The following is a 23,771-nucleotide window of genomic DNA, read 5'->3' as shown; positions in this document are numbered from 1 at the left end:
AAGGGGGGACCATTCAATGACATCCATCTTCGTTCATGGTTTAGGGCAAAATTCCTCAAGCTGGGAGGAAACGATTACATTCATGGGGGAATCAAATCAAATGTATCATCCGGATTTGTTTGATCTTGTGAAGGGTCAAGAATTAACTTATAAAAATCTATACGCTGCTTTCTCGGAATATATTGAGAAATTACTAGAACCCGTCAATCTTGTTGGCCTTTCGCTTGGAGCAATTTTGGCATTGAATTATACGATAGATCATCCGGAAAAAGTGCAATCTCTTGTTTTAATAGCCCCACAATATAAAATGCCGAAATTATTATTGAAAGTACAAAATATTGTTTTTCGGTTTATACCAAAATCGTCTTTTCAGAAACTTGGCTCCAGCAAGAGCGATTTCATTCGATTGACTGAATCTATGACAGACTTGGATTTCAGTCAAGGTTTGAAGAGGATTGGATGCAATACGTTAGTTGTATGTGGGGAAAAGGATAAAGCGAATAAAAGGGCAGCGGAGCAGTTGGCGGCACAACTACCGAATGCAGATATAAGCATAGTTAAAGGTGCTGGTCATGAAGTAAATACGGATGCTCCCGAAAAATTGGCGTCCTTACTTACGATATTTTTGAAAGAAACAGTAAAGGGGTGATTCATTATAGAAACGTTTGCAATTATTGTGGCTTTATGGATATTTTTATGGTCAATAACAACAACAATACAAAAATCAACAGATAAAATTGTAGAGAAGCAAGTTGAGCAAAATAAATTGTTAGAAGAAATAAAAACGAAATTGAATGATCGATAGAAAACATAAAAACGAATGAGAACTGAAAATTGAAAGATAATAAAGTAATATGACGTCGTTTTGGCCTTGAAGTAAAGGTGAAGCAGTTAGTCAATTATTAATGTAAATATTTATGATGATTACGACTTTTTTGTGCTGCAATTAGCATTGATTTAATTTTTCGTTTTACTTGCCGTTTTTTATAATAAAAATTTCGGCGATGAAACATATAAGTTCCCAAATTTAAAATTTATAAAAATATAGTTTCTAAATTTTCAGTTTAATATGTTAAAATTAATTTGCCAAGTTTTGTTATTCTGAAAATATCATTCAGAAAATCTATGTAAACCAGTTTTTATCTTACATCATTCAATATGAAGGGGAATAAGATGAAAATGAATAAGGTTAATGAAAAAGTGCAAGCAGTTATAGAAGAAATTGATTTTTCGGGTACAGTTTTAGTAAAAAGAAATGATGAAGTAATACAGCAGTTCAGTAATGGCTATGCCAATCGATCATACGCAGTATTGAATAAGGAGTATACGCGCTTTGGGATTGCTTCTGGCTGCAAAATCTTTACAGCCGTTGCTATTTGTCAGCTTGTTGAAAAAGGTCAGCTGTCTTTTGAATCGAAGTTATCGGATGTACTGGATACTGCATTTCCTCATTTTGACCCAGACATTACGATTCATCATTTACTCACACATACAGCAGGTATACCGGATTATTTTGACGAAGAAGTGATGGATGATTTTGAACAATTATGGGTGAATTACCCGATGTATTTAATGCGTAACGGGCATGATTTTTTACCGTTATTTCAGCACGAACCAATGAAGCTAGGTGTCGGCGAGCGATTCCATTATAATAACGCCGGCTATATACTGCTTGGGCTGGTCGTTGAGAAAATTAGCAGTATGCGTTTTGAGGAGTATATAGTAGAATCAATTTTTAACAAGGCCGGTATGGGACAATCAGGATATTTTGCAATGGATGCCTTACCGGAAAATACTGCACTAGGTTATATTGACAATGAAGATGGATCATCGAGATCAAATATCTATTCCGTGCCTGCTAAAGGCGGGGCAGACGGTGGGGCATTTATAACAGTTAAAGATATGGCCCATTTTTGGAAATCGCTTTTTGACTTTGAGTTATTGAGCGAGCAGGTTACAAAGCAGTTGCTTAAACCATATATCCACACAGATGAAGATTATGACAGATTTTACGGCTATGGCGTTTGGATTGACATACACGACTCAATCATTACAAAATACCACGTAATGGGCTATGATCCGGGGGTAAGCTTCCATTCTGCCTATTATCCGGAAAGCAATGAAATGACAGTAGTTTGTTCGAACAAAAGTGAAGGGGCTTTTGACGTCTTTAAGGCAATTGAAAATTTATAAAAGAAAAAACCAACTAGCTTTATTTTGTCTAGTTGGTTTTTATCTTTCTAATATCTGGGTTGAATCTTCTAATGAATAATGAAAAGTTAAGATTTTCTAATATATCGTTTTCATGTGCTAATAAGGTATCGAAATGATCAAATATCACCCGGAAATTTTCTGATATCGTGGTTAAAGTTTCTAATATAATGATAAAAGTTCTAAAATAATCTCGGTAAAGAAAAAATGCTAATAACTTAGTTCAACCTTCTAATATATGTTTAAAAGTTCTAATAAATTCGCGGTTTTCTAATATATAGGTCGCATTTGCTAATAAACTGCTGAAATCTTCAAATATCACCCGTAAATCTTCTAATATCCAGTCCAAAGTTTCTAATATCGGATCATATTGTTCTAATAAAATTTCTCTAGCGACTTCATTCCGAGATGGTATCCCGTGTCTGATCCGCTCTTAACGCAATATAAATCATCATAGCCAAAATGAGCGAAGTACCAAACCATTGGAAGCTGCCAAACGGTTCCTTTAGCCATAATACAGTTGCCAACACGGCAGTCAATGGTTCAATATTGCCAAGCAAGCTTGTTTCTTTAGCAGTAAGGGTTTGCAGGCTTTCGATATAAAACCAGAATGCGAGCATTGTGCCGAAAATAATGACGATAATTAAATAAAAGACTGTCGATCCAGTCCAATTCGAAATATCAACATCCCAAGGTGGCTGCACAAAACTCATCGTAACTCCGGCAAGCAGCATACCCCAACCAACCACAACAAGTGAATCAAACCGCTGCAGCAGAGGGATAGCATAAAGTGTATAAAAAGCAAGCGACAAACCTGACAGCAATCCCCAGATAATAGCTGGAAGAGGTACGGCAAATGCTGATAGCGAGCCGTTTGTTAGTAAAAGGAAGCTCCCGCTCAGGGCCAGCACAATGGTTACCGCATCTTTTCTTGTGAATACTGAATGACCGCGAAGTGTAACCCATACAATAATCATGACAGGTGCCAAATACTGCAGTAATGTGGCGACCGCTGCATTTCCTTCTTTAATCGATGCCATATAAGTGTATTGCACAGCGAGCATACCAACAATTGCAAATATAATTAATCGGAATGCTGTGTATTTTTGACGCCAAATATCAAGTATTTGACGGCGATCTTTAAATATTGCCTGGGTAATTAAAAGTAATATACCTGCAATAACTAGTCGTGTTGATACAAGCCAGCTCACTTCAATTCCTTGAGAAAACAGTAGTTGTGACATCGTTCCGCCAATACCCCAGAAAAAACAGCCACTTACAACTAATAAAAACCCAATCATTCTTTTGTTTTTCATGCCTAACCCTCACAGTATATATAATTACTTCATTGTAACGAACTTTTATACAAAACTCTATGATCGTTTTAACATAGCCGTGTAACAACATCATATGTATATAACTATTTTAATATAATTAATGAAATCGCTGTCCCTTTTCTCAAATTATTAGGACATATATATGAAAAAAGAGGTGAAATATCATGTTAACAATTAGTGCAGGTCATTATGGAAAAGGTACGGGGGCAGTGGGTTTTCTTGATGAAGGGGAGGAAACGTTCGAAGTTGTAAAGCAGCTCGAGAGGAAATTGAATGAAAAAGGCATTTTGGTCCATACAATCCTTGATAACCAATCGAAAAACCAACAGCAAAATTTAACGTATTTAATCCGAAAGCATAACGCCACACAACGGCATTTGGATGTGAGTATTCATTTTAATGCAACTAAAAATAAACAAAAAGCAGGAATCGGCACGGAAGTATTGTATATAAACCAGGCAATTTTGCCGTTTGCACAAAAATTAAGTGGACAAATTGCCAAAGCGGGGAAGTTTAAAAATAGGGGAGCCAAGTTACGTACAGATCTAGCCTTTTTAAAAGGAACAGTAAAAAAAGCTATCCTTATTGAAATATGCTTTGTCAGCTCCGAGGAGGATGTACGATTATACCAAGCAAATAAAGAACAGATTATTGAAGCCATTGCCGAAACTTTAAAAAGCTTCGTGTCAGTAACTGCACCGGTACAAAAGCAAATGACGATAATTTCCAGTCCTGCATTGCAGCAAGCGGTGGAAGTTTTATTTAAAGATAAACAAGCGGTTCGCCAACAGCTGGAACATGGTATTCAGACAGGTGTTTATCAAAGGATATGGTTGGATAATTTTGAACAGGGTAAATTAACAATATACGAATATTTAGCCCTCACCGCACTGCAATTTCAAAAAAATAAAATTTCTTTGTAACCTTTATGGAAATGAATCGACTAATGTAATGAACTTACCGAAAGGGTGGAATAGTATGAAAAAAATAGTACCGTTAGCATTATCTGCATTTTTATTAGGAACGATGACTGCCGGAGCAGAGCAGCCACTGAACAAAGAAGGGGCTGAGCAGGTCGTGAAGGAAGCGGCATTTGCTAAGTTTTCAGGAGAAATTACGGAAGTTAAACAACTAGAAACATCAAAGCTTTATACAGTTGAAGTAGATGGAAATATGTTCTATTTCCATGTTACTGACAAAACACTCGTTTTTGATCAACAAGGTAATGAGGCGGAGTTAAAGGTCGGGGATACAACTTCAATTTATATCTATGCCGACCAGCCAATGATTTTAATTTATCCTCCTCAATACTCACCGGCAGTGGTGATTGTGGAAAAAGAAGATGCAGCTGGCTCAGTAAAGGTTGCGCAATTTGATGACAATGGGTTAAGTGATGATGGCGATTTAAAGCTGAACTTAAACGAAAAATCTGTCATCGTAAATACAAAAGGTGAAAAAGTAGATGCGAAAGATTTAAAAAAATATAGTGCCGCTGTCTTTTACGGACCGACAACGAGAAGTATTCCTGCACAAACTTCACCTGAAAAAATTGTCGTATTTCCAAAGCTTGATGATGCTGAGGAAGTAGAAACACCTGAAATCGCACCGGAAATCCAGGCTATTATTGGAGGGGATTATAAGGAAGTCGATGGAAAAATCATGGTACCTTTACGTCTTGTGGCAGAAGAACTTGGCTTTAAAGTTACTTCTACAGGAAAAGGGGCAATTCTTTCAAAAGGCGCATTATCTTACACAGTAACGCGCGGTGAAAAAGCATATGGCCACAATCGTGCGCTGCATTATTTTGAAGTAGCACCAGTATTACTGGAAGAAAATAAAACCTATGTAGAACTTAGCTTTGCACAGGATTTACTTCAATAGAATAATGATTCAGGCTGAAATTCACTAATAAGGTGGATTTCAGCCTTTTTCTTAGAAAAGTACATAAAAAAATCCTCTACTAAAAGAGGAATTTGGTGATTTTAGTTTAGGTTCTTTCTTTTAAATACCAAGAAGTTTGGAAATAAAAATAGGGTAACTCCAATTATCAAATACCATCCCTTGCCGTCGTGTGAAATCATAAGAATTAATTCCCAAACATTTGATGGACCTGAATGAGGACCATTGTTGAAGGGATAGGAAAAAATGAACGGTAATACGCCTATAAACGTAAAAATGATTCCTAATAGCAGTGAGCAAGTAGCAAAGGTTTTCATTGAACAGCCTCCTTACTGTTAATAATATTCTGATAAATGGTCAAATTCAATAAAAAGTTCTTTCTATATAAAGGTGGGCGAGGTATGTGAAAAAAATAGTTATAGGATTAACTATAGTGATTTGTCTACTAACAGCTTGCTCACAAAAACCGAATAGTGAGCCTACACCTTTTGTGACTGTTAATAGTCTGGATGGTGTAACGATGAGTACAATATCCGGAACTGTTACACCTACTGGATTAACAGTAATAATTGAGAATCGTTCAAGTGAGCGATTTCTGTATGGGCAATATTTTTCAGTTGAAAAGAAAATCGGGGACAATTGGTATGAGGTTCCAATACTTGAGGACGCTTACAGTTTTATTGATTTAGGACACAATGTAGCACCGTTACAATCAGTAGAATGGGTAGTGGATTGGGAAGGATATTACGGTGTTCTAGATAACGTGAATATCGTATTTTAAAGGATTTTCGTAATTCCAAAGAGACGGATGAAATCTATCATTTGGCAGCTGAGTTTATCGTTCAATAAGGAAAAGCTGAAAGGTGGATGTGCCCATACTTTCAGCTTCTATCTATCCTTTAAACATACGAGTGATGGCTTCTCTATCATAATCCAAAATCCAATCATTGTACTGCTCATACAATGGTCTGAGCGTTTCAACATTACTACCTAAAACATCACAACCCCGGTCATCATATACATGGAAAATGGTCTGGGTGCGTTTATTCAGTATGTATACACGGTGAGGGATATTCGGTTTCACGCCTAAATCTGAATTAACAACCGCCCGCAATAATTTTAAAACTGCAATCTCATCAGCTTTGCATGCTATTTCAAAGCGGTAAATTAAAATCTCTTCCATTTCATATGTAGTCATATCGATACGAAAGTGTTGGCTTCTATTTAAAAAAGGGGTTAAATTTTTTCGTTTCAAATCTACTTCTAATACATCCATGACTATGATGCATTCGTCATCGGGTCTATGCAAATTGTTATATAACGTTGCGGCACGTTCATTACTTCCTGCTATGTATTTCTTGTTATCGTGTTCATTTGGATCTCCCAGCTCAAAGCGAATTGCAGGTTCCCATGAATATAATAACCCGGGCATTAGCTTCAAATTTGAAAAATAACGCTCTAAAAATAACGAATTCTCCAATCGAATCTTCCTTTCTAGTAACAATGATGAAAAAATTCTTTTTCGTCTATACTATCACAATGATATTTTTGGGTTTATTTTTAGATTGCAGAAACAATCGTAGGAAAATTGGAATCCTAGGATTGACTTTCTAAAATAGCTAAAAAACGGCGGAAATACCTAATTTTAGAGGATGCGAAATGTACTTTTTACCCGTTTATTTTCCTTTATAAACATAAATTTTATAGGATGTAATCATTTTGTAACTATACTGTAACAAGATTTTGATATTAAATATGGTTTTACCTCTATTTATTTCCTTATTTCTACTATACAATGATGGAGACAGCTTATGAAAGGATAGGGAAACAATGAATCAAAAATTGATTACATTGGTTGTTGCAATCTTCCTCGTTTGTACACTAGCTGTTACACCGACATCAGCTAAAGTAGTATTTGCAGATGTTGCGACAACCGATGCCACTTACGAAGAGATCCAATACTTAATTAGCTTAGGCGCAATTAAAGGATATCAGGAAAAGGGCAAAACATACTACAAACCAAACATGAGTGTGACTCGTGCACAAGCTGCGAAAATGGCAGTGATTGCTGCAGGTAAGAGTCCACTGAAAGTAAGTAAATCTTCTTACTCGGATGTTAAGGTCGGTACAGAGCAATCCACTTATATTGAACGAGCTAAACAGCTTGGATTGTTTTCTGCAAAGTCTGGAAAATTTTCTCCTAATGCACCCCTGTCACGTGAAGAAATGAGCCATGTATTAGCAGTGGCTTTCAATTTAAATGTCAATGACTACAAGGACTTAGCGATTGTTTTCCCAGATGTAACGACATCGAATACATATGCTTCGTATATAAAAGCAATTTATTATAACGGGATTACAAAAGGAAATGATGGCAAATATATGCCAAAAAGCTCAGTTACTCGAGCACAGTTTGCGTCATTTGTCGCGCGGGCAAAAAGTGATAAATACCGTCTTGCATTACCGGAACAACTGGATGCAGTCGATGTAACACAAGTAATCGGTCTAGTATCTGTAACGACTGATGGCTTAAATGTCCGTACAGGTCCGAATACGTCAAGTACAGTTATTGGAAGAGTTAATACGGGCGGTAAATTATCTGTTTATGCAGTAGAAGGAAACTGGTTGAAAGTATCTTATCAAGGCTATTACGGCTATATTAGTAAATCATATGCCAAATTCCTTGAACAAGATGGTAATTCAATAGGTCCATCAATTAAGGCTGTCACAGCAAATGCAACATTGAACCTGTATTACAAACCAACTTCTTCTTCAAAAAAAATTACGCAAATTTCAGCTGGAACAGCATTGTCTGTTTATAAAGAAATCGGCGGCTATTATTTAACGACTGTCGACGGAGTACCTGGCTATATTGTAAAAGAAAGTACGACGGTTGTAGGGGGATCTGTTGTAGAACCTCCAAAAACGGATGTAGATGATCATCCAATCGCGACAACAAATACAATTGGTAAAGTGACAGTTGTGGGCTTAAATATGCGTCAAACAGCATCAGGCTCATCCAAGACAATAAAAAAATTATCAAAAGGCTCAGTTATTGCGGTTCATTCGATTAACGGTTATTGGGCAAAGGTAACAGCAGGTAAAGATACAGGCTATGTTCATAAATCATATATCAAATTGATGAATGAAAAAGGCAGTGCTGTAAAAGACCGTATTATCATTCTGGATCCAGGTCACGGCGGTAAGGATCCAGGTGCCGTTAACTCAGGTCATACGGAAAAAGCGATTGTATTAAAAGTTTCTAATCTTGTAAAACAGAAGCTTGAAGCAGACGGTGCGAAAGTACACATGACACGTACAGGCGATACGTATCCATCATTACAAGAGCGTGTGAAATATACGCAGGACAAGTTTGGTGAAATTTATGTAAGCCTTCATGTAAATGCTGCAACATCTTCAAGTGCAAAAGGAACAGAAACGTACTATAGCATTACAACGGGTGACCAGTATGAAGAAGATAAAAAGCTTGCCACATATATTAATACAGAAATTGTAAACAATGCGAATATGAAAAATCGCGGCGTTAAAGAAGCGCAATACTATGTAACGCGCAATATGATTATCCCTTCTGTATTAGTTGAGCTTGGATTCATTTCAAATGCTGAAGACCGCAAAAAATTAGTAGATGATAAGTATGTAGAAATCTATGCACAATCCATTTATAACGGGATTGTCGATTACTATAAAAAATAGCAGTATAGTGAAAAACCGGTTTCCTTAACAGGGAATCGGTTTTTTTGGTTATAAAGATTGACAAATTTATGGGGATTATTAAACTGAAAATAGTTATCTCCGTATTACCCCTGGAACGAGCCTCAAACAGCTTCCACATTCATCCTTTACTTTTTATCTACATTAAAATTTATACTGGAGGGAAATTTCTATGAGTTTTGAAGAAGAATATCAAGTTTTTTTGAATACACACATACAGTCGAGAACGGGAGAAAGGCTGCGCCGATTAAAAGAAGGTCACAATCAGGCGGAAATGCTGTTTTTAAAACAAGTGTGGTGGCCGATTTATTACCATTTTAATTACCTTCATCCTGAATATGAAGTGGATGATTTTAAAGACGGCAAAAGGTATTTAGATTTTGCCTATATCCGTCCCGGTATCCGGATATGCTTTGAAATTGACGGGTATGGTCCCCACTTAAAGAATATAAGTAGATGGCAATTTGCAGACAATCTCGAACGCCAAAATCAATTAGTAATTGACGGATGGAAGGTAATTCGTTTTTCTTATGACCAAGTGAAAGAGAAGCCTCGGCGATGTCAACAGATTGTGCAGCAAGTAATTGGACAATGGCTGGGTGATGAACTGGACCGGACAGAATTGACCTATTACGAAAAGGAAGTTCTTCGGCTGGCAGTTCGAAAAGGGGAAGCCATTTTCCCGAAAGAAGTCTTCGCATGTTTGAAGCTAAGTGACAAAACCGCAAGAAAAGTTTTATCTCAACTAGTCGCGAAGAAAATGCTTATCCCCGCATCTGGCACGAAGAGAGTCCGTTCATACCGATTGGGAAATCACATTAAGCACCCAATCTAAAAAATAAAGGGAGAAATTCCGCTTATTCAGTAAAAAACTTAAAAATGTGTCCAAATAACGGAAGAAATTTCCCTTATTCATTCAAAAATCGCAAAAATGAACGCTTAAAACTAAAATAACGGAAAAACCTTCCCTTATTTACCGCATAAAACGGTTCAAGTCAGCAAATAGCGGTAGAAACTCCGCATATTTTTTAAACAGTTCATTCTTAAAGGTTGGGAAATCACATTAAGCACCCAATCTAAAAAATAAGGGGAGAAATTCCGCTTATTCAGTAAAAAACTTAAAAATGTGCCCAAATAACGGAAGAAATTTCCCTTATTCATTCAAAAAACGCAAAAATGAACGCTTAAAACTAAAATAACGGAAAAACCTTCCCTTATTTTCCGCATAAAACGGTCCAAGTCAGCAAATAGCGGTAAAATCTCCGCTTATTTTTTAAAACAGTTCATTCTTAACGATTGGGAAATCACATTAAGCACCCAATCTAAAAAATAAGGGGAGAAATTCCGCTTATTCAGAAAAAAACTGAAAAATGTGCCCAAATAACGGAAGAAATTTCCCTTATTCATTCAAAATACGCAATAATGAACGCTTAAAACTGAAATAACGGAAAAACCTTCCCTTATTTTCCGCATAAAAGAGCCCAAGTCATCAAATAGCGGTAAAATCTCCGCTTATTTTGCGTGATGCGATGCTATTGTTCGCTACCGATTCTAACGATCACGCTGTCAAATGAACCAAGTATTGAACCTGGAAAACGTATATGAAAAAAATGGATTTATCGGGAAATAAAGGGGCAGCTGGTGCTTCCCTCAACGATACATGTCCCCACTGGATGTTTCCGCAAGTAACTTTCTGCTGGTATATCAGTTTTTATCTTTATTTCCAAAATTTTGTTGACACACTATATCAGCGTCCGATATATTATATATCAAGAGCCGATATATCAGATGTCGATAGAACGGGGGGATTTTGTTGCAACAACCTTTAACAGAGGGGGTTTATTATATTTTGTTGGCACTATATGAACCACGCCACGGCTACGGTATTATGCAGATCGTTGAGGAATGGAGCGATGGGCGTGTAAAGTTAGGCGCGGGAACAACGTACGGTGCACTGAAAAATTTACAGGAAAAGAAATTTATTGAAACTTTAGCGGGGGAAGGACGGAAAAAAGAGTATGTCATTACATCGCTTGGCAAACAGATTGTTGAAGCTGAAGTTACCCGCATTAAAGAGCTCTATAACAATGGGAGAAAAATTATAAAAGCGGAAGGGGATTTGTGATGCGCAAGTTTAAGATTTTTATGGATGATGCAAAAGAAGAGCAGTGGATTAATGACATGGCAAGTCAGGGTTGGCATTTCAAAAGTTTCAACTTTCCGCTTTATTCCTTTGACAAGGGTGAACCAGCAGAATATGAGTATCGTACAGAAATGCTTGAAGGATTTGGCTACGGTAAAGCGGCAAATGAGTATTTAGACTTTGTTCAAAGTACAGGGATAGAGGTTGTGCAAAAAAGATTTAACTGGGTGTATTTCCGTCAGCATAAAAGTAAAGGGAATTTTGAGCTGTATAGCGATCAAAGCTCGAAGCTGTCATATATAAATCGCATTTTTACTATATATAGCACTTTGGCGGTATTAAATTTAATTGCCGCTATCATAAATGGATCAGTTTTGCTGCTTGATGAAAGCCTACGCTTTAATAGCTTTATAGCCGGCCTAAACACAGGGGTTTTCATTGCACTTTTATACCCGCTAGCAAAAACAGTTTACCGTAAACAAAATTTAAAAAGAGAAATAGCAATGTATGAAAAATAATAGGGTCGCTACTTTACCTGATCCGGGAGAAAATTTTTACAAAATATTGAAACTTTAACGAGGGAAGCACGTAAAAAGGAGTATGTCATCACATCTTGGCGAATTGGAAACTTCCCGCATTAAAGTGCTTTATGAAACGATATAAGCAAAGGGGATATGTGATGCGTATATTTAAGTTTTTCTTTGATGATTCGAAAGAAGAGCAATGGATTAATGACATGGCAAGTAAGGGCTGGCATCTTAAAAAAATACGATTTTCATTTTATTATTTTGAGCAGGGAGAGGAAGGTGAATACGAGTACCGTCTAGAAGTACTTGATCACTTTCTTAAAGGAAAAGATGTGAAAGAATACTTGGACTTTACGGAAAGCGCTGGAATCGAGCTTGTTCAGAAACGTTTAAACTGGCTATATTTTCGCCGGCATAAAAGTAAAGGACCATTTGAATTATATAGTGATGCGTCTTCCAAGTTAACGTATTTCAATCGAATGCTGTCGATATATTATCTATTAATATTTATTAATTTCCTGGCGGTCTGTACTAATGGTGCGTTTGCGTTGGTGGAACTTACGTATGATTTAAATTTCTTCATCAGTGTTATGAATTTACTCGCTGTGCTCTTACTAATCGTTCCGACAATCAATGTTATAAAGCGAAAACGTATTTTAAAAAAAGAAATGGCTATGTTTGAAAATTAAGGAGGGAAATGAGAATGGTGTTACAACTAAAAGATGTTACAAAGAGATACAGAGATTTTGTGGCAGTCGACCGGCTTAATTTTACAATTGAAAAAGGTGAAATTTTCGGGTTAATCGGTCAAAATGGAGCTGGAAAAACGACGACATTCCGTATGATTTTGGATTTGCAGGATACGACGGAAGGCTTAATTACGTGGGACGGGCAACCGATTAAATCCGTCGATCGTGATATTTTAGGCTATTTACCGGAAGAGCGCGGCATTTTCCCACAAATGAAAGTTGAAGAGCAATTGTACTTCTTCGGTGAGCTTCACGGTATGGATAAAGCGGTAATTAAAAAGGATATCGATTTCTGGATTCAACGCTTTGATCTGGAAGAAAAGCGCAATGTAAAAGCAGAAACACTTTCAAAAGGTAATAAACAAAAGGTACAGCTTATTGCAAGCTTTATCCATAAACCGAAGTTTTTAATTTTGGATGAGCCGTTTAGTGGGCTGGACCCAGTTAATATGGAGTTGCTGAAAGATGCGATTCTTTATTTACGTGATCAAGGAATGACGATTTTATTTTCAAGTCACCAAATGGATAATGTCGAGGAGCTGTGTGATCATCTATGTTTATTAAAACGTGGTGAATCATTGTTCTCCGGCTCATTGCTCGATTTGAAAAAGCAATACGGCAAAACGAAATTAACAGTGCGAACAGACAAATCGTTTGAAGAGTTAAGCAAGTTCCCTGGTGTAGTTCATGTGAAAATGGAGCGTGACTCACAGGCAGTACTGACTTTGGAAGACGAATCTTATGCACCTGCTATTTTCGATTTACTTTCCAATGGAGGCTATATGGAAAAGTTCAGTTTGGATTATTTATCATTGCATGAGATTTTCAAAGAGAAAGTAGGTGCTGGTCTTGTCTAAATTTATGGTACTTGTCAAACAACTGTATAAACAAAAAGTATCAGCTAAATCATTTATATTAACTACATTACTTTATTTAGTCGTCCTTGCGGGGATTATGTACTGGTCTGAAATAAGAGACTTGATTTTCTCTGGCGATGCTGACACGATTGCAGTTGTAAATGAAACAAATTTTGATGTATCGGAAGTACTGCAAAATACAGATGATTACGAATACGAATATGTAACAGCAGGTGAAGTCGCCGAGAAATTAAAAGACGGGGACTATTATGCGGCCTTTACATTAACGGATGCAGACGGAAAACTGGCAGCAAAAATTGAATCCTATGACCCGTTACCGTTAAATGATCAGCAAAGCTTTCAAGGTATGCTAAGCCAAGCAGGTCAAATTTATGCGATGAGTCAATTAGATTTATCACCGGAGCAACAGCAACTTTTATTATCATCTGAACCAATTATTACATTAAATTCGATTAATGAAGCAGCAGCAGATGGGAAGTCCGCTGATGAAAAAATGGCTGGTGTATGGATTTCATATGCAATCGGTATTATTATTTATATTTTTGTCGCAACCTATTTATCAATTATTACGACAGACGTGGCTTCAGAAAAAGGGTCACGTGCACTAGAAATGTTACTTGTAAGTGTAAAGCCTGAAATCCACTTCCGTTCGAAAATCGTTGGTGTATTTTTAGTAGCACTTACACAGTTTATCATCCTATTTGGTGGCTTGCTGTTACTGCTCCGCTTCTCGGACGGGGGTAATAAATGGTCCATCGTAACGAACTTGCTTGATTCGATGTCAATCGGCTATTTCCTGTATGTTATGGGATTCTTATTCTTAACAATCTTTATGTATTTAATCATCGGGGCACTATTCGGTTCACTTGTTTCAAAGGTAGAGGAAGCAGGTCAAGTGATGATGCCGGCAATGATGCTGACTCTTGTAGGGTTCTATGTAATGCTTACAGGTATGGGCAATCCAGATACGATGCTAATTAAAGTATTCTCGTACATTCCATTTACTTCGGGAATGGTTATGCCGATGCGTTTAGGTGCAACAGATATAAGTGCGATCGAACCAATTATTAGCTTCGGCTTGTTGTTGGGTACTGTATTAGCGTTATATTTCCTGAGCCTATCATTCTACAAACGAAGTGTTTTAACATATTCTTCGGGTGGTATTATTGAAAAAATGAAAACAGTATTTAAAGTGACGACTTAATGGTGTGAGTAGCTATTGTCCGTCATTCGTAGTAAACTAAAGAAGTACGGAGAGATTTGTATACACAAATCTCTCTTTTTTTGAACGAAAAACAGTAGTAAGGATGAAAACATGAGAAAAAAAGTAGAACTACAAGTAGATGCAAAAGCAATTAAAGATTTAACTAACGGCTATCCACTCATTTTAAAAGATGCGATTGTAACTAATGAAGTATCAATTGAAGAAGGCAGCCTACTGCATTTAGTCGATAAAAATGGCGGCTATATTGCAACAGGCTATTACGGTGAACAAAATAAAGGGATTGGCTGGGTTCTTTCCCGTAAAGAAAAAGAGCAGATTGATGTTAAGTTTTTCACGAAAAAAATTCGAGAAGCTGCTGAAAAGCGCGCAGATTTCTTTGCATCAGAGGATACAAGCGCATTCCGTGTATTCAATGGTGAAGGCGATGGTATTGGTGGCTTGACGATAGATTTCTTTAACGGTTTTTACATGGTGAGCTGGTATAGTGAAGGCATTTATTCATTCCGCGAAGAAATTTATGAAGCATTAAAGCAAGCAGTCAATACGCGCGGTGTGTATGAAAAACTACGCTTCAATACGAACGGCCAATATATCGATCAAGATGATTATGTAACTGGCGAAAAAGGTGAGTTCCCGTTAATTGTGCAGGAAAATGGCATGAATTTTGCGGTCGATTTAAATGATGGCGCAATGACAGGTATTTTCCTTGATCAGCGTAATGTACGCAAAGCTTTAAGAGACAGCTATTCTCTAGAGAAAACGGTATTAAATACATTCTCTTATACAGGTGCGTTTTCTGTAGCAGCAGCACTTGGTGGCGCGGCTGGCACAACGAGCGTAGATTTGGCTAAACGAAGCTTGCCGAAAACAATCGAGCAATTTAGTGTGAATGGAATTGACTTTGAATCACAAGATATAAAAGTAATGAACGTATTTGATTACTTTAGCTATGCGGCTCGTAAAGGCTTGAAGTTTGATGTTGTGGTCCTTGATCCACCAAGCTTTGCCCGTACGAAAAAGATGACATTCAGCACGGCTAAGGATTATCCGAAGTTGTTGAAGGATGCATTAGCTATTACAAATGACAATGGGGTTATCATTGCCTCAACAAATAACGCAAGCTTTAATATGAAAAAGTTCAAAACGTTTATCGACAAAGCGTTTAAAGATGCCGGTACTCGCTATAAAATTCTGGAAGAGCATCAATTACCGGAAGATTTTACGGTGCCACACAACTTCCCGGAATTCAATTATTTAAAAGTTGTCATCATACAAGTGATCAACTAAATGGAGTGATTTTATATGAAATATAATAAAACGATAATGCTAAAACTTATAAATGAACATCGCGAGCTACATGATGAATTAAAGAAATTAAAATCAGAAATGGGTCTTGAGAAGAACTTTGCTGTTAAAGCATTATATCATTCAGCTGTGGCAGAAGATGGCCCATACATGAAAGATTATCAGGATTTAGAAAGACTACGTTAATATTTACATCGCAACGATTTACTATAATTGTTGCGGTGTTTTTTTATGTTGTTTTATATAAATAAAATTTTATTTTTTATTCCGAGTAACGGCTCTCAAATAAAAGAGCATCATCATGTTAAAATAAGGCTATAATAAGCTTATTGAGGGGAATACCATTGAATAAAAGAGAACTAATGAAGCAACAACGCCGAGAACAAATCATCGAGGTAGCTAAAGAAATGATATTAAAAAATGATGTGCAGCAAGTTCAATTACAAGACGTAGCTAAAGAGGTAGGGATTGGCATAGCAACCTTCTATCGTTATTTTGCGAATAAAGAACTTCTAATATTAGCTGTTCATAATGAAATAATTTCGCAAATGAATCTCGAGTTAGAACGGATTGTTAGCGAATCTTCGTCTGCGTATGAACAAATTGAACGTATTTTAACGTATTATATTGATTTAATTGATGATCCACAGCATCAGTTTATAAAGTTTTTCAAGGCAATCGAAGCATATAAACAAATGCCGCAGGATTCGAACGAATATCATGATTATATTAAAGTTCGAAGAAAAATGGCACATGTGTTATATCTTATTGCAAAGAAGGGAGAGAAAGATCAGTCTATTCGAGAAGGTATAGACATTCCTGAATATGTTTTTACGGTTGTTCAAAATATAAGTTACTTTACGGTAGAATCTTTTTTAACTGAACACGACCCAGAACTACCGGTAAAACTTGATCCAAAAAAGCAATTACAATTAATTAAAGAAATGTTTTTAAATTTTATTAAATCTTAAGTTTGACGTGTGTGTGAAATATTGTTATTGTAAAGATGATAAAGTGATAGTCGACTATCACTTATTTAGAGGAGGAAATTTATATGTCTCGTTTATCAGGTAAAGTAGCTATAATCACAGGTGCAGCACAAGGTATGGGTGCAGCACACGCAAAAGCATTTGTAGAACAAGGTGCAAAAGTAGTGTTAACAGATTTAAATGAAGAAAAAGGTAACGCATTTGCATCAGAACTAGGTGAAAATGCCATCTTCGTAAAACAGAATGTTACTTCTGAGGAAGATTGGGCAAATGTAATAAAGAAAGCAGAAGAAGCTTTTGGCCCTATTAATGTATTAGTAAACAACGCTGGAATTTCAATGGCTAAAAACATGTTAGAAATGTCTTTAGATGAATACATGAAAATCGTAAATATTAACCAAGTATCTGTTTTCCTAGGCATGAAAGCAGTAGCTGCTTCAATGATGAAAGCTGGCGGCGGCTCTATTGTCAACATTTCATCGATCAACGGCTTAGTTGGTGGTGCAGTAGGTTATACAGATACTAAGTTTGCTGTTCGTGGTATGTCAAAAGCTGCTGCATTAAACTTAGCGCCGATGGGCATTCGTGTAAACTCAGTACACCCAGGAGTAATTGCCACTCCAATGATTATGCAGGAAGATTCTAAAGCGGCTATCGAAGAGTTTGCAAAACATATTCCTCTAAAACGCGTATCTCAACCAGAAGAAGTGTCGCAATTAGTAGTATTCTTAGCTTCGGACGAGTCTAGCTACTCAACAGGTTCTGAATTTGTTGTAGATGGCGGAATTACAGCTCAATAAAATGTACAAAAGTTCTGCATTCCAATGTTTGGAATGCAGTTTTTTTATGGGAAAATAATTGACTTCCTCCTAAATTCCATTAAATATTTTAGAATTTTATTTTATTTTTTTATGATTCGGTAATGATAAATTTTCTACCTATAGCAATAATATCTGCGAAACGAACCATTTTACATTGAATAATTATGCAAAGAGTGTCAGGTGCCGTATAGGTGTCTGGCACTTTTTGTTTGAGTGGACACCTAAAGGGGTATTCACTTTTATTGTAAGGTACTTAGCAAAAGATCTTATAAATTTATGAAAGGGAATGGTAGGAAATATGCAGTTTAATAAAAGAATCATATTCATTTTCAGTTTACTCGCGGTTTGCTTCTTATCTGCTTGTGCCGAGAAAGAGAAGCTTGCCGATGGATCTGAACTGATACATAAAGGTCAGTTTGTTTTTGCTGCTTCTGGCGAATTTAAGCCATTTAGTTTTGTAAATAATGAAGATCTTAGCATGTCAGGCTTTGATATTGAAGTTGGCGAAGCAATCGCAAAGGAACTAGGTCTTGAGCCTGTTCAAAAGCGGATCAAATTTAAAGGAATTGTAGAAGGAGTCAAAACTGGCCGTGCAGATGTAGCTGTTGCCAGCCACACGATTAATCCTCAGCGAAGTAAACATGTTTCATTCAGTACCCCCTATTACTATTCCGGACCGCAAATTTTCACCAGACCAGAAAGTGAAATTGAGACTGTTGACGATTTAGCGGGAAAGGAAGTAGCAGTAGCAAAAGGTTCAACCTATTCTGATACTGCCTCCAAGTATACAGACAATATAAAAACCTATGACAGCGATATCACAGCTTTGCAAGCATTAAACAGCGGACGTCATGATGCGGTAATTACCGATTTTGTTACCGGTAAAAATGCTGCAAAAGAAGGCTTTAAAATTGAGGGTAGACAGTTAATTGAGCGAAGTGAACAAGCGATTGTACTGCCACAGGATAACCCGAACCTTTTGAAGCGAGTTAACGAGGCGCTGGAAAATCTCCGGGAAGATGGAACACTCACAAAAATCAGTATGAAATATTTTGGTGAGGACATTACAAAAAAACCGGAATAATTCAATTTATTAAAGAAGAAAGGACGTATGTACAGTGCCAAGTTTTTCACATTTTTTTGAAGTATTAATAGACACAAAAGATGTTTTTCTTAAAGCCATGCTCCTAACATTAGAGCTGACGGTTGTATCCATCCTGATAGGGATCGTAATTGGACTTTTCTTTGCTTTAATGAAAATTTCTAAAATAAAAGTATTAGAACTCATTTCAGATGTATATGTTTTTTTAGTTCGAGGAACACCGTTGATTGTTCAAATCTTTATTCTATACTTCGGACTTAGCGGGATTTTCCTGATTCCAGATTTCTGGGCTGCTTCACTTGCTTTGGCATTACATAATGGCGCTTATATTTCTGAAATCCTTCGTGGGACAATCCAAGGAGTCGACAAAGGTCAGATGGAGGCAGGACGCTCTTTAGGGATGACCAAAGTTCTGACATTAAGAAGAATTATTCTTCCGCAGGCATTCCGCCGAGCGCTACCTCCTCTTGGTAACCAATTTATTATCGGTTTGAAAGATTCTTCGTTGGCCGCATTTATCTCCATGAATGAACTCTTTAATGTAGCGACAACACTAGGGTCCAATAATTTTGATGAAATGACTTATTTACTCATTGTAGCAGTCTACTATTTAGTACTGGTAGCATTGTTAACATTCATAGTAAACCGATTAGAAAAGAAATTAGCAATTAGCGATAGGTAGGAGGCAAGACCGATGGAAGCAAAGGAAATGATTAAAGTAAACCAATTGAATAAGTCATTTGGTGAGTTGCATGTATTAAAAAATATCGACATGACCGTTTACGAAAGCGATGTTGTTTGTTTAATAGGATCAAGTGGTTCAGGGAAAAGTACTCTTCTTCGCTGTCTAAACTTTTTAGAAAGAAAAGATAGTGGCAGTATTATTATAGAAGGTAAAGAAGTCGATCCTAGCAACGACGATTTGAATAAGATTAGAGAAAAGGTCGGAATGGTGTTTCAGCATTTCAACCTATTCCCTCATAAAACCGTTTTGGAAAATATTATTGAAGCTCCGGTTATGGTAAAGGGCGTTGACAAAAAAGTCGCAACGTCTAAAGCAAAAGAATTACTAGAAAAAGTAGGCTTGGAAGATAAGGCCGATGTCTTCCCTAATAAACTATCAGGCGGGCAAAAGCAACGGGTAGCCATTGCAAGAGCACTTGCAATGGAACCAGACATCATGCTTTTCGATGAGCCGACTTCAGCACTTGACCCAGAGCTTGTGGGAGAGGTTTTAACTACGATGAAAGAACTGGCTAATGAAGGAATGACGATGGTTGTTGTTACGCATGAAATGGGATTTGCTAGAGAAGTAGCCGATTGGATTGTGTATATGAACGATGGGGAAATTATCGAGCGCGGCGATCCTGAGCAATTTTTCGAACATCCGAAAGAGGAGCGAACTCAAGAGTTTTTAAAAACAACAATGTTGAAATAAACATCGAGGGTCCTGTCTAAATATTTAGGCAGGATCTTCTTTTGTAATTCTGCGGATCATGTTTACTTAAAGTTAAAAATAAAAACCAAATAATAATAATCAAAATAGCCAATACTAAGAAAAGTTTGGTTTTAAATTATTTTTACTAAGGGAGCTAAGTACATGAAAGCATTAAGATGGCACGGTGTAAAAGATATACGAGTAGAGGACATTGAAGAACCAAAGGCAGAGAAGGGTAAAGTTAAGGTTAAAGTGGAGTGGTGCGGAATTTGTGGGAGCGATTTACACGAATATACGGCAGGGCCAATCTTTATTCCAATAGAAACACACCCGTTAAGTGGCGACAAGGCACCGATTGTATTGGGACACGAATTTTCCGGACATGTGGTAGAAGTCGGTGAGGGTGTAACAAAAGTCCAGGTTGGTGATCGTGTTGTCGTCGAACCGATTTATGCTTGTGGTGAATGTCAGTCCTGTAAACAGGGTAAATATAACCTTTGTGTAAAAATGGGGTTCTTTGGCTTAGCTGGAGGAGGCGGCGGATTTTCAGAATATGCGAATGTTCCTGAAGTCATGCTTCATAAAATTCCTGATAGCGTTTCCTTTGAACAGGGAGCACTCGTAGAACCATCTGCCGTTGCGTTATACGCGGTAAAGCAAAGTACTTTTAAAGTAGGAGATAAAGCGGCTGTATTCGGGGCAGGACCAATTGGCTTATTAATAATAGAAGCATTAAGAGCTGCGGGGGCATCCGAAGTTTTTGTAAGTGAAGTTTCTGAGGAACGAAAGCAGAAGGCAGCGGAATTTGGCGCAACTGTCATAGATCCAAAAGAAGTCGACGTAGTAGAGGAAATCCGTAAACGTACCAATGGTGGAGTAGATGTATCCTTTGAGGTTTCCGGCGTCGATCCAGTATTAACGCAGTCCATTAATGCCGTGAAAGTTGGTGGAGAAGCGATGATTGTAAGTATTTTTGAAAATAGAGCTTCTGTTGATCCAAAAGATATTGTACTAAACGAACGCAATGTAACAGGAATTATCGGATACCGCGATGTATTTCCAGCGGTAATTAGTTTAATGGCACAAGGATATTTTTCAGCTGAGAAAATTATTACGAAAAAAATTAAACTAGATCAAGTCGTTGAAGAAGGATTTGATGCTTTGTTAAAAGAACGAAATCAAGTAAAAATTCTTGTTAAGCCAAATTAAATAATTGAGGAAACATTGACTTTCCAGTTTAACGGAATTCGTCTAAAGGAGCATTTTCGATATTCGAAATGCTCCTTTTTAATTTATTTAGTTCATCAATGTCTTACAAAATAATTTGATTAGTCATTTTGTCATTGTCTAATCTGATAAAAAACTAAACTAACTGATGGTTTTATTTTTTCAGTTATATTATATAATAGATTGTAAAGCAACTTAATTTAAATGTTAAGTTGTTACTTTTGAGCAATATATTAATTATCCCGTTCGATTGTACGAAACATTTGTAATGGTTTGTAATCTGCTTGTAATGGGTATTTTAATGCAGGTTGCTTAAGCAATATAAGAATTATGTGAAATCCTTAAGGGGTTTTAAAATTCTAATTTTGATGAAAAGGAGTGGTATTGTATGCTATCCATACAAAATTTAACGAAAACTTACCGTGGTAACAAAAAGGCGGTAGACAATTTAAGTATTGATATTGAACAAGGCGAATTTATCGTCTTTATCGGAACAAGCGGCAGTGGTAAAACAACCGCACTCCGTATGATTAATCGCATGATTGAGCCGACCAGTGGCAAAATCATGATGGATGGAATGGATTTATCCAAAATGAATCCAGTGCAGCTTCGCAGACAAATTGGCTATGTTATTCAGCAAATAGGTTTAATGCCACATATGACCATCCGAGAGAATATTACCCTCGTACCAAAACTCCTAAAATGGGATAAACAAGAAAAGGACAAAGTAGCTGAACGTTTAATCGGACTTGTAAACCTACCTACCTCATACTTGGATATGTATCCTGCCCAATTATCCGGTGGTCAGCAGCAGCGAATCGGTGTTATACGTGCATTGGCGGCAAATCAGGACATCATTTTAATGGATGAACCATTTGGTGCATTAGATCCAATCACACGTGACACACTTCAGGACCTAATGAAAGATTTGCAAGTGCGCCTTGGCAAAACCGTTATTTTTGTAACACATGATATGGATGAAGCGATCAAGCTGGCTGACCGAATTTGCATTATGCACGAAGGGAAAGTAGTTCAGTTTGATACACCAGACAATATATTAGCAAACCCCGCAAATGATTTCGTACGCGATTTTATTGGCTCCCACCGCCTAATTCAAAATAAACCAAGCGTCAAAATAGTAGATGAAGTAATGATACAGCCTATCTCCATTACAATTGAAAAAAGTCTAGACGATGCACTTCGTCTGATGGTATCAAAACGGGTTGATACGTTATTCGTGACAGATGCTGACAAACGTTTGATAGGTTATTTAAACGTTGATAGTTTTACAGGTCCGCAACGAACACAGCAAAGTATTAATGAAGTATTGCAACGAGAGGTTATATACGTTAAAACCGGGACAAAACTTCAGGATTCTGTCCGCCGTATTTTAAAACGGAACCTTCAAAACATCCCGATAGTCGACAACGACCACAAACTAATCGGATTAATTACCCGTGCTAATATTGTTGATACGATTTATGACACGATTTGGGGCGACGAGGAAGAAAATAAAAATGCTCTTCTTGTAACTCGAGAGGAGAATGTTCAATGATAGCCTTTTTTACTGAAAACAGCAGTGACATACTATTAAAAACATGGGAACACTTTTATATTTCCATTATTGCATTATTTCTTGGTGTAATCTTCGCGATTCCTCTTGGTATATTTTTATCTAAAACCAAAACAATAGCAAAAATTGTATTAGCCATTACAAGTGTTTTCCAAACATTACCTTCTTTAGCCATTTTAGCTATTATGATTCCATTTTTAGGTGTTGGGAAAGTACCGGCAATTGTTGCTTTGTTTATTTATACTTTACTTCCAATTCTCAACAATACTTATATCGGACTGAAATCTGTCAATGCCGATTTGCGTAAAACGGGCATTAGTATGGGGATGACGCCATTGCAGTCTATATGGATGGTGGAATTGCCTCTAGCAATCCCGGTCATTATGGCAGGTGTACGACTATCTGCTGTTTACGTCATTGCTTGGGCAACACTTGCATCGTATATCGGGGCTGGTGGTTTAGGTGATTTCATTTTTAACGGTTTAAACCTCTATCAAACAGAACTAATTATTGGCGGTGCAGTACTTGTTACGGCATTGGCACTGCTCACTGATTTTATATTGTCTAAAGTAGAGATTTGGACAACACCAAAAGGACTAAAAGTAGAGAAATGAG

The 23,771-nt window shown here is 37.0% G+C and carries 24 protein-coding genes; 22 read left to right on the top strand and 2 right to left on the bottom strand.

The genetic code is table 11. The features are described 5' to 3' along the window. The first annotated feature begins 16 nt into the window (after window positions 1-16). Window positions 17-649, top strand: coding sequence for an alpha/beta fold hydrolase (locus tag H9632_RS08005; protein WP_191703598.1), 633 nt, complete (start codon window positions 17-19; stop codon window positions 647-649). Window positions 650-1,173: 524 nt separating this feature from the next. Further along, a complete protein-coding gene (locus H9632_RS08000; RefSeq protein WP_191703597.1) occupies window positions 1,174-2,193 on the top strand; it encodes a serine hydrolase domain-containing protein in 1,020 nt (339 codons plus the stop codon). A gap of 416 nt (window positions 2,194-2,609) precedes the next feature. Here the strand turns inward: H9632_RS08000 and H9632_RS07995 are convergent, their stop codons facing one another. Continuing rightward, on the bottom strand, window positions 2,610-3,527 hold the full coding sequence (locus tag H9632_RS07995; protein ID WP_191703596.1) for an EamA family transporter: 918 nt from the start codon (window positions 3,525-3,527) through the stop codon (window positions 2,610-2,612). Between the two features lie 185 nt (window positions 3,528-3,712). Here H9632_RS07995 and H9632_RS07990 point away from each other — a divergent pair, with 185 nt between their 5' ends. The 3 genes from H9632_RS07990 (at window position 3,713) to H9632_RS07980 (ending at window position 6,228) form a co-directional block, all read left to right on the top strand. Then, entirely contained in the window at window positions 3,713-4,471 is a 759-nt protein-coding gene (locus tag H9632_RS07990; RefSeq protein WP_191703595.1) for an N-acetylmuramoyl-L-alanine amidase, read from the top strand. A gap of 55 nt (window positions 4,472-4,526) precedes the next feature. Next, on the top strand, window positions 4,527-5,429 hold the full coding sequence (locus H9632_RS07985; protein ID WP_191703594.1) for a stalk domain-containing protein: 903 nt from the start codon (window positions 4,527-4,529) through the stop codon (window positions 5,427-5,429). 421 nt (window positions 5,430-5,850) lie between these two features. After that, window positions 5,851-6,228, top strand: a complete 378-nt coding sequence (locus tag H9632_RS07980) for an immunoglobulin-like domain-containing protein (protein ID WP_191703593.1) — start codon at window positions 5,851-5,853, stop codon at window positions 6,226-6,228. A gap of 111 nt (window positions 6,229-6,339) precedes the next feature. On the opposite strand, the gene H9632_RS07975 is transcribed toward H9632_RS07980, so the two are convergent. Continuing rightward, window positions 6,340-6,927 (bottom strand): DUF3885 domain-containing protein, encoded by a 588-nt coding sequence (locus H9632_RS07975; protein ID WP_191703592.1) that lies wholly within the window; start codon window positions 6,925-6,927, stop codon window positions 6,340-6,342. Between the two features lie 350 nt (window positions 6,928-7,277). Here H9632_RS07975 and H9632_RS07970 point away from each other — a divergent pair, with 350 nt between their 5' ends. From H9632_RS07970 to H9632_RS07890, 17 genes are all read left to right on the top strand, one after another. After that, window positions 7,278-9,161, top strand: a complete 1,884-nt coding sequence (locus H9632_RS07970) for an N-acetylmuramoyl-L-alanine amidase (RefSeq protein ID WP_191703591.1) — start codon at window positions 7,278-7,280, stop codon at window positions 9,159-9,161. Window positions 9,162-9,351: 190 nt separating this feature from the next. After that, the gene (locus H9632_RS07965) at window positions 9,352-10,014 is read left to right on the top strand and encodes a DNA-binding response regulator (protein ID WP_191703590.1); all 663 of its coding nucleotides are present in this window, start codon (window positions 9,352-9,354) and stop codon (window positions 10,012-10,014) included. 978 nt (window positions 10,015-10,992) lie between these two features. After that, complete coding sequence (locus H9632_RS07960) at window positions 10,993-11,304, top strand: PadR family transcriptional regulator (RefSeq protein WP_404829011.1); 312 nt, start codon at window positions 10,993-10,995, stop codon at window positions 11,302-11,304. Then, the gene (locus H9632_RS07955) at window positions 11,304-11,840 is read left to right on the top strand and encodes a DUF2812 domain-containing protein (protein ID WP_191703588.1); all 537 of its coding nucleotides are present in this window, start codon (window positions 11,304-11,306) and stop codon (window positions 11,838-11,840) included. Before H9632_RS07960 ends, H9632_RS07955 begins: the two co-directional genes overlap by 1 nt. Window positions 11,841-12,001: 161 nt before the next feature. Beyond that, the gene (locus H9632_RS07950) at window positions 12,002-12,538 is read left to right on the top strand and encodes a DUF2812 domain-containing protein (RefSeq protein ID WP_191703587.1); all 537 of its coding nucleotides are present in this window, start codon (window positions 12,002-12,004) and stop codon (window positions 12,536-12,538) included. A gap of 14 nt (window positions 12,539-12,552) precedes the next feature. After that, a complete protein-coding gene (locus tag H9632_RS07945; RefSeq protein WP_191703586.1) occupies window positions 12,553-13,455 on the top strand; it encodes an ABC transporter ATP-binding protein in 903 nt (300 codons plus the stop codon). Further along, window positions 13,439-14,680 carry an ABC transporter permease gene (locus H9632_RS07940; RefSeq protein ID WP_318247684.1) on the top strand — a complete coding sequence of 414 codons (1,242 nt, stop codon included), beginning with the start codon at window positions 13,439-13,441 and terminating at the stop codon, window positions 14,678-14,680. The genes H9632_RS07945 and H9632_RS07940 overlap by 17 nt, the downstream gene beginning before the upstream one ends. A 111-nt stretch (window positions 14,681-14,791) precedes the next feature. Beyond that, window positions 14,792-15,988, top strand: a complete 1,197-nt coding sequence (locus H9632_RS07935; RefSeq protein ID WP_191703584.1) for a class I SAM-dependent rRNA methyltransferase — start codon at window positions 14,792-14,794, stop codon at window positions 15,986-15,988. A 15-nt stretch (window positions 15,989-16,003) separates the two neighbouring features. Continuing rightward, window positions 16,004-16,192 carry a hypothetical protein gene (locus tag H9632_RS07930; RefSeq protein ID WP_191701867.1) on the top strand — a complete coding sequence of 63 codons (189 nt, stop codon included), beginning with the start codon at window positions 16,004-16,006 and terminating at the stop codon, window positions 16,190-16,192. Between the two features lie 158 nt (window positions 16,193-16,350). Further along, window positions 16,351-16,977 (top strand): TetR/AcrR family transcriptional regulator, encoded by a 627-nt coding sequence (locus tag H9632_RS07925; RefSeq protein ID WP_191703583.1) that lies wholly within the window; start codon window positions 16,351-16,353, stop codon window positions 16,975-16,977. A gap of 83 nt (window positions 16,978-17,060) precedes the next feature. Continuing rightward, entirely contained in the window at window positions 17,061-17,795 is a 735-nt protein-coding gene (locus H9632_RS07920) for a glucose 1-dehydrogenase (RefSeq protein WP_191703582.1), read from the top strand. 319 nt (window positions 17,796-18,114) lie between these two features. Continuing rightward, a complete protein-coding gene (locus H9632_RS07915; RefSeq protein ID WP_191703581.1) occupies window positions 18,115-18,900 on the top strand; it encodes a transporter substrate-binding domain-containing protein in 786 nt (261 codons plus the stop codon). A gap of 34 nt (window positions 18,901-18,934) precedes the next feature. Next, the gene (locus H9632_RS07910; RefSeq protein ID WP_191703580.1) at window positions 18,935-19,600 is read left to right on the top strand and encodes an amino acid ABC transporter permease; all 666 of its coding nucleotides are present in this window, start codon (window positions 18,935-18,937) and stop codon (window positions 19,598-19,600) included. A 12-nt stretch (window positions 19,601-19,612) separates the two neighbouring features. Next, complete coding sequence (locus tag H9632_RS07905; protein ID WP_318247683.1) at window positions 19,613-20,356, top strand: amino acid ABC transporter ATP-binding protein; 744 nt, start codon at window positions 19,613-19,615, stop codon at window positions 20,354-20,356. A 162-nt stretch (window positions 20,357-20,518) separates the two neighbouring features. Further along, complete coding sequence (locus tag H9632_RS07900; RefSeq protein ID WP_191703579.1) at window positions 20,519-21,565, top strand: 2,3-butanediol dehydrogenase; 1,047 nt, start codon at window positions 20,519-20,521, stop codon at window positions 21,563-21,565. Between the two features lie 406 nt (window positions 21,566-21,971). Then, window positions 21,972-23,138 carry an ABC transporter ATP-binding protein gene (locus H9632_RS07895; protein WP_191703578.1) on the top strand — a complete coding sequence of 389 codons (1,167 nt, stop codon included), beginning with the start codon at window positions 21,972-21,974 and terminating at the stop codon, window positions 23,136-23,138. Continuing rightward, window positions 23,135-23,770 (top strand): ABC transporter permease, encoded by a 636-nt coding sequence (locus H9632_RS07890; protein WP_191703577.1) that lies wholly within the window; start codon window positions 23,135-23,137, stop codon window positions 23,768-23,770. Before H9632_RS07895 ends, H9632_RS07890 begins: the two co-directional genes overlap by 4 nt. Window position 23,771: the final 1 nt, after the last annotated feature.

The sequence above is a fragment of the Solibacillus merdavium genome, assembly GCF_014836935.1.
Classification (GTDB): domain Bacteria; phylum Bacillota; class Bacilli; order Bacillales_A; family Planococcaceae; genus Solibacillus; species Solibacillus ferritrahens.
This window is presented reverse-complemented; position numbering and strand designations above follow the sequence as displayed.